At 41.5% G+C, this 11,304-nt stretch carries 10 protein-coding genes, 15 tRNA genes and 1 rRNA gene; 25 read left to right on the top strand and 1 reads right to left on the bottom strand.

The window, feature by feature from the left end:
- The 22 genes from rrf to recO form a co-directional block, all read left to right on the top strand.
- Positions 1–109 (top strand): 5S ribosomal RNA (rrf, locus tag C1G57_RS03170); the annotation flags it as partial.
- A 4-nt stretch (positions 110–113) separates the two neighbouring features.
- A tRNA-Val gene (locus C1G57_RS03165) sits at positions 114–186 on the top strand.
- 2 nt (positions 187–188) lie between these two features.
- Positions 189–261, top strand: a tRNA-Asp gene (locus C1G57_RS03160).
- 66 nt (positions 262–327) lie between these two features.
- A tRNA-Lys gene (locus C1G57_RS03155) sits at positions 328–400 on the top strand.
- 3 nt (positions 401–403) lie between these two features.
- Positions 404–485, top strand: a tRNA-Leu gene (locus C1G57_RS03150).
- A gap of 17 nt (positions 486–502) precedes the next feature.
- A tRNA-Thr gene (locus C1G57_RS03145) sits at positions 503–575 on the top strand.
- Between the two features lie 12 nt (positions 576–587).
- Positions 588–659 (top strand) — tRNA-Gly (locus tag C1G57_RS03140).
- A gap of 7 nt (positions 660–666) precedes the next feature.
- Positions 667–750: transfer RNA gene (locus tag C1G57_RS03135), tRNA-Leu, on the top strand.
- Between the two features lie 14 nt (positions 751–764).
- Positions 765–838: transfer RNA gene (locus tag C1G57_RS03130), tRNA-Arg, on the top strand.
- A 47-nt stretch (positions 839–885) separates the two neighbouring features.
- Positions 886–959 (top strand) — tRNA-Pro (locus tag C1G57_RS03125).
- A gap of 12 nt (positions 960–971) precedes the next feature.
- Positions 972–1,045: transfer RNA gene (locus C1G57_RS03120), tRNA-Met, on the top strand.
- 16 nt (positions 1,046–1,061) lie between these two features.
- Positions 1,062–1,135: transfer RNA gene (locus C1G57_RS03115), tRNA-Ile, on the top strand.
- 5 nt (positions 1,136–1,140) lie between these two features.
- Positions 1,141–1,230 (top strand) — tRNA-Ser (locus C1G57_RS03110).
- Positions 1,231–1,301: 71 nt separating this feature from the next.
- A tRNA-Phe gene (locus C1G57_RS03105) sits at positions 1,302–1,374 on the top strand.
- 28 nt (positions 1,375–1,402) lie between these two features.
- Positions 1,403–1,476, top strand: a tRNA-Ile gene (locus C1G57_RS03100).
- Positions 1,477–1,491: 15 nt separating this feature from the next.
- Positions 1,492–1,579, top strand: a tRNA-Ser gene (locus C1G57_RS03095).
- A 57-nt stretch (positions 1,580–1,636) separates the two neighbouring features.
- Entirely contained in the window at positions 1,637–2,473 is an 837-nt protein-coding gene (mreC, locus tag C1G57_RS03090; protein WP_105113696.1) for a rod shape-determining protein MreC, read from the top strand.
- Positions 2,463–2,978, top strand: coding sequence for a rod shape-determining protein MreD (gene mreD / locus C1G57_RS03085; RefSeq protein WP_105113695.1), 516 nt, complete (start codon positions 2,463–2,465; stop codon positions 2,976–2,978). Before mreC ends, mreD begins: the two co-directional genes overlap by 11 nt.
- Before the next feature lie 85 nt (positions 2,979–3,063).
- On the top strand, positions 3,064–4,323 hold the full coding sequence (pcsB, locus tag C1G57_RS03080; RefSeq protein ID WP_105113694.1) for a peptidoglycan hydrolase PcsB: 1,260 nt from the start codon (positions 3,064–3,066) through the stop codon (positions 4,321–4,323).
- Between the two features lie 100 nt (positions 4,324–4,423).
- Entirely contained in the window at positions 4,424–5,392 is a 969-nt protein-coding gene (locus C1G57_RS03075; protein ID WP_105113693.1) for a ribose-phosphate diphosphokinase, read from the top strand.
- Between the two features lie 182 nt (positions 5,393–5,574).
- Entirely contained in the window at positions 5,575–6,753 is a 1,179-nt protein-coding gene (locus tag C1G57_RS03070) for a pyridoxal phosphate-dependent aminotransferase (RefSeq protein WP_105113692.1), read from the top strand.
- On the top strand, positions 6,740–7,504 hold the full coding sequence (gene recO, locus C1G57_RS03065; RefSeq protein ID WP_105113691.1) for a DNA repair protein RecO: 765 nt from the start codon (positions 6,740–6,742) through the stop codon (positions 7,502–7,504). Before C1G57_RS03070 ends, recO begins: the two co-directional genes overlap by 14 nt.
- Positions 7,505–7,681: 177 nt before the next feature.
- On the opposite strand, the gene C1G57_RS11090 is transcribed toward recO, so the two are convergent.
- Positions 7,682–7,858, bottom strand: coding sequence for a hypothetical protein (locus C1G57_RS11090; RefSeq protein ID WP_161941093.1), 177 nt, complete (start codon positions 7,856–7,858; stop codon positions 7,682–7,684).
- Between the two features lie 271 nt (positions 7,859–8,129).
- On the opposite strand from C1G57_RS11090, the gene C1G57_RS03055 reads away from it, so the two are divergent.
- The 3 genes from C1G57_RS03055 (at position 8,130) to C1G57_RS03045 (ending at position 11,282) form a co-directional block, all read left to right on the top strand.
- Complete coding sequence (locus C1G57_RS03055; RefSeq protein WP_105113689.1) at positions 8,130–8,864, top strand: response regulator transcription factor; 735 nt, start codon at positions 8,130–8,132, stop codon at positions 8,862–8,864.
- On the top strand, positions 8,861–10,225 hold the full coding sequence (locus tag C1G57_RS03050) for a sensor histidine kinase (RefSeq protein WP_105113688.1): 1,365 nt from the start codon (positions 8,861–8,863) through the stop codon (positions 10,223–10,225). Before C1G57_RS03055 ends, C1G57_RS03050 begins: the two co-directional genes overlap by 4 nt.
- A 322-nt stretch (positions 10,226–10,547) precedes the next feature.
- Positions 10,548–11,282: a hypothetical protein gene (locus C1G57_RS03045; RefSeq protein WP_105113687.1), complete on the top strand. Its 735-nt coding sequence runs from the start codon at positions 10,548–10,550 to the stop codon at positions 11,280–11,282.
- Positions 11,283–11,304 lie beyond the last annotated feature (22 nt).

Genomic DNA, 11,304 nt, shown 5'->3' with positions numbered 1-11,304 from the left:
ACGATAGCCTAGGAGATACACCTGTACCCATGCCGAACACAGCAGTTAAGCCCTAGAACGCCTGAAGTAGTTGGGGGTTGCCCCCTGTGAGATACGGTAGTCGCTTAGCGCAAGGGAGTTTAGCTCAGCTGGGAGAGCATCTGCCTTACAAGCAGAGGGTCAGCGGTTCGATCCCGTTAACTCCCATAGGTCCCGTAGTGTAGCGGTTATCACGTCGCCCTGTCACGGCGAAGATCGCGGGTTCGATTCCCGTCGGGACCGTTCGAAATATCTAGGAGATAGTTCGAAGTTGGAAATAGAGTAAACGAAAGTTTGCGACATATTTACGACTCGTTAGCTCAGTTGGTAGAGCAATTGACTTTTAATCAATGGGTCGCTGGTTCGAGCCCAGCACGAGTCATATGCGGGTTTGGCGGAATTGGCAGACGCACCAGATTTAGGATCTGGCGCTTTCGGGCGTGGGGGTTCAAGTCCCTTAACCCGCATAAGGAAATAATAATAGGCCGGCTTAGCTCAGTTGGTAGAGCATCTGATTTGTAATCAGAGGGTCGCGTGTTCAAGTCATGTAGCCGGCATTAGAAGAGATTGCGAACGTAGTTCAGTGGTAGAACACCACCTTGCCAAGGTGGGGGTCGCGGGTTCGAATCCCGTCGTTCGCTTTGAGAGGCCGGGGTGGCGGAACTGGCAGACGCACAGGACTTAAAATCCTGCGATGGCAACATCGTACCGGTTCGATTCCGGTCCTCGGCATGGACTTTATAGAAGCACCCTTAGCTCAACTGGATAGAGTACCTGACTACGAATCAGGCGGTTAGAGGTTCGAATCCTCTAGGGTGCATAACTCGCTTAATGATAACATTAGGGGAGCTTTATTTTTAATGATTGCGGGAAGTAGCTCAGCTTGGTAGAGTACTTGGTTTGGGACCAAGGTGTCGCAGGTTCGAATCCTGTCTTCCCGATTTATATTTTTTGGCGGTGTAGCTCAGCTGGCTAGAGCGTCCGGTTCATACCCGGGAGGTCGGGGGTTCGATCCCCTTCGCCGCTATTTACTCTTGTTTGCTGGACCTTTAGCTCAGCTGGTTAGAGCTCTCGGCTCATAACCGAGCGGTCGTAGGTTCAAGTCCTACAAGGTCCATAGTTGGAGGATTACCCAAGTCCGGCTGAAGGGAACGGTCTTGAAAACCGTCAGGCGTGTAAAAGCGTGCGTGGGTTCGAATCCCACATCCTCCTTTCACTACCGTTGGATGGAGTTGTTTTAACTTGTAGTTGTAGGTTGAAATTAAGGTCTACAATAATCTTATGGCTCGGTAGCTCAGTTGGTAGAGCAATGGATTGAAGCTCCATGTGTCGGCGGTTCGATTCCGTCTCGCGCCATTATTTACATGTCCAAGTATATGTTCTTGGGCGCGTAGCTCAGATGGTTAGAGCGCACGCCTGATAAGCGTGAGGTCGGTGGTTCGATTCCACTCGTGCCCATAATGTTATATAAATGGAGAATTACTCAAGAGGCTGAAGAGGACGGTTTGCTAAATCGTTAGGTCGGGTAACTGGCGCAAGGGTTCGAATCCCTTATTCTCCGTATTGAACGAGATTATCTTTTGATACTCTCGTTTTATTGTATCTTGTTGGAGGAGTTATGAATAAGTTTTCTAAATTGTTGATTGTAATTTCTGTTTTTCTTCTATTATCATTTTCATTATTGTTTTTAACTTTTTTAAAGGGGGCAGAGTTACCTTTTGTCAATTCTTCAATAAATCTACTCGTTAGACCGATCCAATCTTTTTTATCAGTTCCTACTAGGTATTTCTCTGAGCAACAGTCCTCTCTTTCGCATTTGTTTGCTACCTACGAAGAAAATAAGGAACTAAAGAAGTCCTTGCTCTCTGCACAAGATTTCGCAAATGAGAATGCTAGTTTAAAAGCTGAAAATGATAGCTTGAGAAAAAGTTTAGAAATGGCTTCGTCTTTTTCAGATAAGGTGTATGTTGCAGGTTCGGTTTTGGTTAGAACTCCTGCTTCTTGGTCGGAGCAGTTGACGATTGATGTTGGTCAGAATCAGGGGATTACTGAAAAGGCTCTGGTAGTATCAAATGGTGGTTTAGTTGGTGTAGTTAGTTCCGTTGAGGAGAACTCTTCATTGGTAAAATTGTTTACCAATGCTGATGATTTCACCAAACTTCCTGTCAAAATCAGCAGTAATACAAAAGATATATATGGTATTCTATCTGGGTTTGATTTGGATTCCAATAGTTTTATTATCAATCAGTTGAATGCTACGGATGATATTGCGCTTGGTAGTAACGTTGTGACGAGTGATTTGGCTGGTGCGACACCTGCTAATGTTCAAATTGGAAAAGTTCGTTCGGTTAAGGCTAGCAGCAATAACTTAAATCGTGAACTATATGTAGAGCCATCGGCTAGTTTTTCATCTATTTATTCAGTATTAGTAGTGGGTCAATCAGATGCGCAATAGAGTTTTAGAATTTTTCATGTTTCCTGTTCTGTTTTTAGTTTTATTGATTGATGGGCAGGTATCGACCCTTTTATCCAATATGTCAGCTGGCTTATTTGCTATATCTTGCCATATCTTACTCATGCTTGCTATTTTTTATGCAAACTATGTTTCTCTCCCTATTTCTTTAGTCATTTTTGCTCTGTTGGGACTGATTTATGACATATCTTATCTTTCCTTAGTAGGAATTGCAACGACCACTTTTCCTCTTGTTATTTTTTGTATTTATTTCTATTTTCAAGGAGTTGGAAGCAATAGGTCAATCAATTTATTGATTTTATTGGTTTCTATTTTTCAATTTGAGTTTATTAGTTATTTATTTGCTAGAGTATTTCAGATGACAAATTTGTCTGTTTTCATCTTTGTTTTTAATAAATTACTACCGAGTTTATTATTTAATCTTATTTTGTTTTTACTTATCCAACCTGTCTTAGAACGGATTTTTGGAATTACGAATAAGACATAGAAATGTAATAATTGCGTAATATACTTACGCAATTTTTTTGTTAAAATGGTATAGTCAGAAAGTATAGAGGAGTTAGTACTAGTTTATGAAGAAAAAAATTTTAGCTACATTATTGTTAAGTACTGTTGTTCTTGCAAGTTTGAATGATGTGGCTGTGATTGTTGCAAATGATGTTGATAGTCAAATTGCAGCAAAAAATCAACAAATCAATGAACTTACAGCTCAACAAGCAGAAGCTCAACAACAGGTTGATATTATTCAAGGGCAAGTAGATGAAATTGTTGCTGAACAAGCAAAATTGACAGAAGAAAATACCCGTTTGGAAGCTGAATCACAGGCTTTGGCAGCAGATATTGAGCGTTTATCAGCTGATATTGTATCACGTGATGGTGCTTTGAAAGAACAAGCTCGTAGTGCGCAAACTGATGCTTCTGCTTCTAGTTATATCAATACAATTTTGGATTCAAAATCAATTGTTGATGCTGTATCACGTGTTAATGCAATGCGTGAGATTGTTGCGGCCAACAATCGTATGTTGGAACAACAAAAAACGGATAAAGAAGTTATTGTAGAAAAACAGAAGGCTAACCAAGAGGCTATCAATACTTTAGCTGCTAACCGTCAGAAATTGGAAGACGATGCACAGGTATTACAGGTTCGTCAGGCAGAATTACAAGTTGCTCAATTAAATCTTGCTGCTCAAAAAGCAACTGCTGAAGATGAAAAAAACTCTTTGCTAGCACAAAAAGCGGCAGCAGAAGAGGCAGCACGTCAGGCAGCAGCACGTCAGGCAGAATATGAAGCTCAACAACGTGCTTTAGCTGCACAACAGGCAGCATCAGTTGCGGCTCCAGTCGTTGCAACAGCACCAGTTGAAACGGCAGTAGCTGAATCTACTGCAACTGTTGCAGCTAGTGAGCCTGTTGTGACACAAACTGTTTCTACTCCAGTTGTGTCATCTTCAACGGGTTCTGGTAATTCAGCAGCAGCTCGTAATGCTAGCTTTGATGCTTCATCTTATCCAGTTGGTGAATGTACTTGGGGTGTTAAATCACAACTTTCATGGGTTGGTCCGTACTGGGGTGATGCGAAACATTGGTTGGCTTCAGCAGCAGCAGAAGGTTTCCGTACAGGTTCAACTCCACAGGTTGGAGCAATTGCAGTATGGACTGGTGGATACTATGGTCACGTTGCGGTTGTTACTGCAGTGGAATCTTCTACAAGTATCCAGGTTGTAGAATCTAACTATATGGGTCGTCGTTATATTGGCAACCACCGTGGTGGCTACTTCAATCCAACAACAACTTCAGAGGGTGCTGTTTACTACATCTATCCTCCATATTAAGAATTTTCACAGGGCGTAGTAAAACTGCGCTCTATTTTTGTTTGAAAAATGCAAGAAAAAGCGTTAGAATAGTAAAGGTAGAAATATAGAGGAGGCTGTCATGGCGTTTACTGACTTAAAATTGTTCGCTCTTTCGTCAAATCAGAAGTTAGCTGAACAGGTGTCGAAAAAAATAGGAATTCCTTTGGGGAAATCAAGTGTTCGTCAGTTTTCAGATGGTGAAATTCAAGTGAATATTGAAGAATCAATTCGTGGGACTCATGTCTTCATTCTTCAGTCAACTAGCTCACCTGTTAATGATAATTTAATGGAAATTTTGATTATGGTAGATGCCTTGAAACGTGCATCTGCTGAATCAGTAAACGTAGTAATGCCTTATTATGGCTATGCACGTCAGGATCGGAAAGCTCGTGCTCGTGAGCCAATCACATCTAAATTAGTAGCTAATATGTTGCAGACTGCAGGTGTGAATCGTTTGTTAACTATTGATCTTCATGCTGCTCAGATTCAAGGATTCTTTGATATTCCAGTGGATCATTTGATGGGAGCTCCGCTGATTGCTGATTATTTTGAGCGTCGCGGTATGGTAGGTGATGGCTATGTGGTTGTTTCACCAGACCATGGTGGTGTGACACGTGCCCGTAAATTAGCACAATTCTTGAAAACACCGATTGCGATCATTGATAAACGCCGTAGTGTTGATAAGATGAATACGTCGGAAGTCATGAACATTATTGGCGATATTAAAGGCAAGACCTGTATCTTGATTGATGACATGATTGACACTGCTGGTACCATTTGTCATGCGGCAGATGCTTTGGCAGAAGCAGGTGCAACGGCTGTTTATGCATCATGTACCCATCCTGTTTTGTCAGGACCAGCTATGGATAATATTACAAAATCAGCAATTGAAAAATTGGTTGTTTTGGATACAATCGAAATTCCCCAGGAACGTTTGATTGATAAGATTGAACATATTTCGACAGCAGATTTGTTGGCGGATGCTATTATTCGTATCCATGAAAAACGTCCACTATCACCTTTGTTTGAAACTAGAATTGCTAAATAATAAGTTGGAAGAGCCTGATGGCTCTTCTTTTTGGTATAATGTTCTTATATAAGTAATGAGAGCGTTAAGAAAAGCGTATGATGTTAGGAAATCTGTGAGGAAGTCGGTAGGACTTTAAGGGGATTTATCTACATCACTAGCTTTTTAGTTCGCATACAATTATGAGTTTAAGGGAGCCGGCTATGAAGTTACATGACCGTTTTAATAAAAATTTGAATCGCATTGAGGTTTCAATGATTCGTCAGTTTGATCAGTCAATTTCAGATGTACCAGGGATTTTGAAATTGACCTTGGGTGAGCCTGATTTTACAACGCCAGACCATGTCAAAGAGGCAGCCAAGGCAGCAATTGATGCTAATCAGAGCTATTATACAGGTATGGCTGGACTCTTGGAGTTGCGTCAGGCTGCTGCGGAATTTGTGGTTGAAAAATACAACTTGCACTACAATCCAGATACGGAAATTTTATCGACCATTGGTGCGACAGAGGCCTTGTCAGCGAGTTTGGTGGCTATTTTGGAAGCTGGAGACACAGTTCTCTTACCTGCCCCTGCCTATCCTGGTTATGAGCCGATTGTCAATATGGTGGGAGCAGACATCGTTGAAATCGATACGACGGCAAATGATTTCGTATTGACACCTGAGATGTTGGAAGAGGCTATTGTTGCCCAGGGTGATAAGTTAAAAGCGGTCATTCTCAACTATCCTGCCAATCCAACAGGTGTGACCTACTCACGTGAGCAGATTCAGGCTTTTGCTGATATTATTCGTAAGTACCCTATTTTTGTCCTGTCGGATGAGGTCTATGCGGAGTTGACGTACACTGGTCAGCCTCATACTTCGATTGCGGAGTTTTTACCAGAGCAGACTATTTTGATTCAGGGCTTGTCTAAGTCCCATGCCATGACAGGCTGGCGGATTGGCTTGATTATGAGTCAGGCTCCTATTATCGCTCAAATCATCAAGAGCCACCAGTATCTGGTAACAGCAGCGTCTACAGCTATGCAGTATGGTGCGGTTGAAGCCTTGAAAAATGGTAAGGATGATGCGCTTCCGATGCGGGCGGAGTACGTCAAGCGTAGGGATTACATCATCGAGAAGATGACGGATTTGGGCTTTGAGATTATTAAGCCTGACGGTGCATTTTATATCTTTGCCAAAATCCCTGCGGGTTACAACCAAGATTCCTTTAGTTTCTTGCAGGACTTTGCGAGGAAGAAAGCGGTGGCCTTTATTCCAGGAGCGGCCTTTGGTCAATACGGGGAAGGCTATGTGCGGATTTCCTATGCAGCAAGTATGGAGAAAATTCAAACAGCCATGGCTCGTTTGAAGGACTATCTAGAAGAAAATGGAACGAATTGAAACTAGAGGCTTAGTCCTTTACAATCGCAACTTTCGGGAAGATGATAAGCTGGTCAAGATTTTTACGGAGAAGGCTGGCAAGCGGATGTTTTTCGTGAAACATGCTTCTAAGTCTAAGCTGGTTGCTGCTATCCAACCCTTGACCTATGCCGATTTTATTGTCAAAATCAATGATGATGGTCTGTCCTATATAGAAGATTTTCATCAAGTCCAGCCTTTTAAAGCTATCAACGGCGATATTTTTAAGCTCAGTTATGCTACCTATATCTTGGCCTTGGCAGATGCGGCCTTGCAGGACAAGGTCTATGACCCAGCTCTCTTTGCTTTTTTGGTCAAGACCTTGGACTTGATGGAATCTGGCTTGGACTATGAAATTTTGACAAATATTTTTGAAATTCAGATCTTGGGTCGGTTTGGGATCAGTCTGAATTTTCACGAGTGTGCTTTTTGTCATCGGGTTGGCTTGCCTTTTGACTATTCCTACAAGTACAGCGGTGTCTTGTGTCCGCAACACTATCAACAAGATGAGCGACGGGCTTATCTGGATCCCAATGTTCCTTATTTGCTTAATCAATTTCAGGCTATTTCCTTTGATGAGCTAGAAACCATCTCCATCAAGCCTGAGATGAAGCGAAAATTACGGCTTTTTATTGACCAGCTGTATGAGGAATATGTGGGGATTCACTTGAAATCCAAGAAATTTATAGATGATTTGTCTTCTTGGGGGAAGATTATGAAACCAGAAGAATAAATATAGTCATTTGAATTAACTTTGAAACATCGTCACTTTCGTCTTGCCGTACTCTACGAAAGTAACTAGCTTCGCAAGTCTTATCTCCAACCTAGAACAGCCTCTAGGCTGTTCTAGCAGCCTGCACCTCAGTTCCTTGTCTGAAAGCTAATTCATTCGACTATAAAAACAGCCTTCTCAGTGGAGAGGGCTGTTTTGTAGATATTCCCTTAATTCTGCTCTAGCTTGGTCTGGTGTCAGGACAGCTAGAAAGGAGAGGTGGCTTCGGAAGCAGACTTGGTAGTCAGGCTCTTCATCAATCAAGATGAGCTGTCCAGTGTCATCTCGCTGGCGAATGGTTTTTGCTACCTTCATTCCATCCCAGAATATGTTTTGAGGGGTATTTATGATAAAATAGTAGTTAATTTGATGGGCGACGGGAAAATCTTCCTTGTGTTTGACTTGGAAGGGTCGCCCAAGTTGGTTTAAAATCCTTTCTATCGTGTTTGGATAGAAGAATGGTTTTAGGATATAGATCATGTAGGCTTCTTTCCTTTCTTTGATATATCTTAGTATAGGAGATTTTAGAGAAAATGGGGTGGAGCTGTCATGAACAGTCTTTATTTTGTCATGAATGGGGGATGAGATGTTACGGATTTTTATCTTGGAAGATGATTTTATACAACAAGCTAGGTTGGAGCAGGCGATTGAGGAAGCTGTAAAAACGAGTGACGTTGCCTACAAGACATTGGAAGTGTTTGGAAAACCTCAGCAGTTACTTGAGGCTGTGACAGAGACTGGAAATCATCAGCTCTTTTTCCTAGATATTGAGATTAGAGGTGAGGAGAAGAAAGGGATGGAGATTGCACGGGAGATAAGAGCGCGCGATCCGCATGCTGTGATTGTTTTTGTGACGACGCATTCGGAATTTATGCCTTTGACCTATAAATACCGTGTGTCAGCTCTTGATTTTATTGATAAGGGGTTGGATGAGTCTGCCTTTAAGGAAGCGGTGGCAGATGTTCTCCAACATGCTTATAGTCATATTAGTCAGACTGTGAGCGATGATGCTTTTGTTTTCAAGAGTGAGTTTTCTCAGATTCAAGTTCCTTTTTCAGATATTTTATATTTTGAAACTTCTTCAACGCCTCATAAGGTCGTCTTGACAACCAAGTCAGGTCATACAGAGTTTTATGGCAAGGTGTCAGATATTGCTAAAACGGATGAACGATTGTACCAGAGTCATCGGGCTTATGTAGTTAATCCTGCTAATATTCTTCGTGTGGATGCTGTGGATCGGATGGTGTATTTTGAACAGGAGGAATCTTGCTTGGTCTCTCGGATGAAACTGAAAGGTTTGCTAGAAAGGGTAGGGAAATGATGGCTATTGGTTTAGTATTTCTAGTGTCCTTCATCGACTGGTTTATCAAGCTTGGAGTTTTTAATCAGTTGAGTCAGCTGAGCTTGAAATGGTGGCGATTGTTTATTTTCTCAGGTCTATTCTCGGGATTATTCCTCCTTTTTCCAGACAGTGTTCCTTACCTTGAACCCTTTTATTTCTTGGTCTATCTTTTGATATTTCAACGGTCTTGGACTTGGTCTCAATCATTGTTCTACGGTTTGGTACCTTTTGTCTTGGTTGATTTGTTTCAGCGAACCTTTGGGATTTACCAGCTTAAGTGGACAACCTTTCAACTATGGCAGACACATCTGGAATGGCTTGATATTCTCTTTGTGGTAGTGGTCCTTTTGCTCTTTATTCCTTTTTATCGGACCTTTATCCGTTTGCTGGGAATTGATTTTCAGCACATGAAGAAGGTTTTTGCTTATCCAAAGTTTAAAAAGAGTCTCAAGAACCTAATTTATTCTATGCTCTTCTATGTTGTTGTGGTGCATGCGTTGCTCGTTTTTGGGCAATCAGTAGGCGAAATGGACTTTTCGGTAGCTATTGGCATAGGGGACAGTCAGGTTTATCTAGATTTTATTAAGATTTATTTTGCTTACTTTATCGGTAGTCTCTTTTTCCTTAATACCAAGCTAAAAGAGCAGTTGACTGAGGAATTGCAGGAAGCCAAGGATGCTCAATTATCTTCTTTAGAAGACTACAGTCAGCATGTGGAAAGCCTGTATAAGGACATTAGAAGTTTTCGACATGATTATACCAATATCTTGGTCAGTCTCAATGAAGCTATCAAGCAGGAAGATGTGAGTGAAATCAGGGCTATCTATCAAACGGTTTTAGCAGGGACAGACCAGAAATTTTATCAAGATGCCTATGATATAGGAAATCTAGCTCATCTGGATAATACTGCGATGAAAAGTATTTTATCTGCTAAGCTGATGGAGGCTCAAAGTCGGGGGATTCAGCTGACCGTTGAGATAGAAGAAGCCAGCACCGCTCCAGTAGGAATCGAATTGCTGGATATGGTGACCATCTTATCAATCTTTTTAGACAATGCCATAGAGGCAGCCAGTTTGTCAGCTGAGAAGAGTCTGCTTGTGGCCTATTTTGAAGACCAAGGTGAAAAAATTCTTATCATCGAAAATAGCACAGCAGAAGAACGGATTCAGACAAAATCTATCTTTTCTTATGGGAAATCCAGCAAGGGAGCGGGACGAGGCATTGGTTTGGCCAATGTACAGAAAATCCTGTCACACTATCCGTCTTGTAGACTGGTGACGACTAGTCAGGCTTTTCGATTCCGTCAAGAACTACATGTGCCACAGACGGCTGAAACATAACATTTACCGTTCATGACAAATAAACGACCATTCATTAGAGTGGTCATTTTTTATTGCTCTTTTGGGGTATACTCTTCTTGTAAAATAAATCAATACTCTTAGAAAATCAAAATCAGGCGTTGTTGACTTGATTTGATGACTGAAAAGCTCCAGTGGAGGTTTTCAGCCTGTTACTTGAAAATATGAAAAGTAACAGAGTTCTATCTGCACCATATAGACACGAACGATGTTCGCTCTATTTCCAACCTCCAAAGGTTCCCCAAACCTTTGGAGCTAGCCTGATTTTGATTTTCATTGAGTAGTAGTCCTAAGGAGTTAAATTATGAATCTGTTTCCTTCAGTATTTCAATCCGTTTTTAAAAGACGTGATGTGAATATTCTTTTAGCCTTTGCCTTCTTGCCCTTGTTGGTAACTAGCTTGGCTGGTATAGGAGCTCAAATCAACACAGATGTGGCAAGTAGTTGGCTTTCCTTTATCGTGTCGGCTTTGGAGTTGCAATTCCAGTTGGTCTTACCTGCCTTAATCATGGGTTTTATCGTATCGTCGGTCTTTCGTGATGAGATTGGTTCAGGAATCCTGTTTCTTTACAAGGATATCAAGAAATCTAGTATTCTTCATGCCAAGTTACTCAGTCTCTTTGCTGTCTATTTGATTTACTTCTTGGGGACGGTTCTTATCGCTAGCCTGACCTATGTCGTTACAATTGCTCCCCGGTATGGTTTTCACTGGCTTCCTGCTCATCAAGCTACTTATAGTTTGCTCTATATCTTGACGATGATTGGCTTAAATCTGATTTTAATCAGTCTGGTAGTGGCAGTATCCATCAAGCGAACAACCTTACTGGCTGTCTTGACTGGGGTACTTTTCAACCTCTTTGCTCAAGTAGGTCCACTCTTAAATGGTTTTCGCTATGCTTTCCCACCAACCTATGCGACCAAACTGGCTGGACAGTTTCCATTTGGACTTGCTCTTGCTATTAGTCTAGGTTTGCTCCTGCTATATTTTGGATTAGCCTATCGTTCGGCACGCAAGAATTTTGAAAAAATTGAATATTAAAAGATATCTAAGAAAGAGAGAA

Origin of the sequence: Streptococcus suis (genome assembly GCF_002960425.1) — a bacterium.
Lineage (GTDB): Bacteria > Bacillota > Bacilli > Lactobacillales > Streptococcaceae > Streptococcus > Streptococcus suis_S.
Note: the sequence above shows the minus strand (reverse complement) of the source record. Positions and strands in the feature narration are given on the sequence as shown.

Excerpts from the sequence above, each read along its gene's own strand:
- mreC (WP_105113696.1), top strand. The coding sequence starts at position 1,637 with ATGAATAAGTTTTCTAAATTGTTGATTGTAATTTCTGTTTTTCTTCTA.
- mreD (WP_105113695.1), top strand. The coding sequence starts at position 2,463 with ATGCGCAATAGAGTTTTAGAATTTTTCATGTTTCCTGTTCTGTTTTTA.
- pcsB (WP_105113694.1), top strand. The coding sequence starts at position 3,064 with ATGAAGAAAAAAATTTTAGCTACATTATTGTTAAGTACTGTTGTTCTT.
- C1G57_RS03075 (WP_105113693.1), top strand. The coding sequence starts at position 4,424 with ATGGCGTTTACTGACTTAAAATTGTTCGCTCTTTCGTCAAATCAGAAG.
- C1G57_RS03070 (WP_105113692.1), top strand. The coding sequence starts at position 5,575 with ATGAAGTTACATGACCGTTTTAATAAAAATTTGAATCGCATTGAGGTT.
- recO (WP_105113691.1), top strand. The coding sequence starts at position 6,740 with ATGGAACGAATTGAAACTAGAGGCTTAGTCCTTTACAATCGCAACTTT.
- C1G57_RS11090 (WP_161941093.1), bottom strand. The coding sequence starts at position 7,858 with ATGAAGGTAGCAAAAACCATTCGCCAGCGAGATGACACTGGACAGCTC.
- C1G57_RS03055 (WP_105113689.1), top strand. The coding sequence starts at position 8,130 with ATGTTACGGATTTTTATCTTGGAAGATGATTTTATACAACAAGCTAGG.
- C1G57_RS03050 (WP_105113688.1), top strand. The coding sequence starts at position 8,861 with ATGATGGCTATTGGTTTAGTATTTCTAGTGTCCTTCATCGACTGGTTT.
- C1G57_RS03045 (WP_105113687.1), top strand. The coding sequence starts at position 10,548 with ATGAATCTGTTTCCTTCAGTATTTCAATCCGTTTTTAAAAGACGTGAT.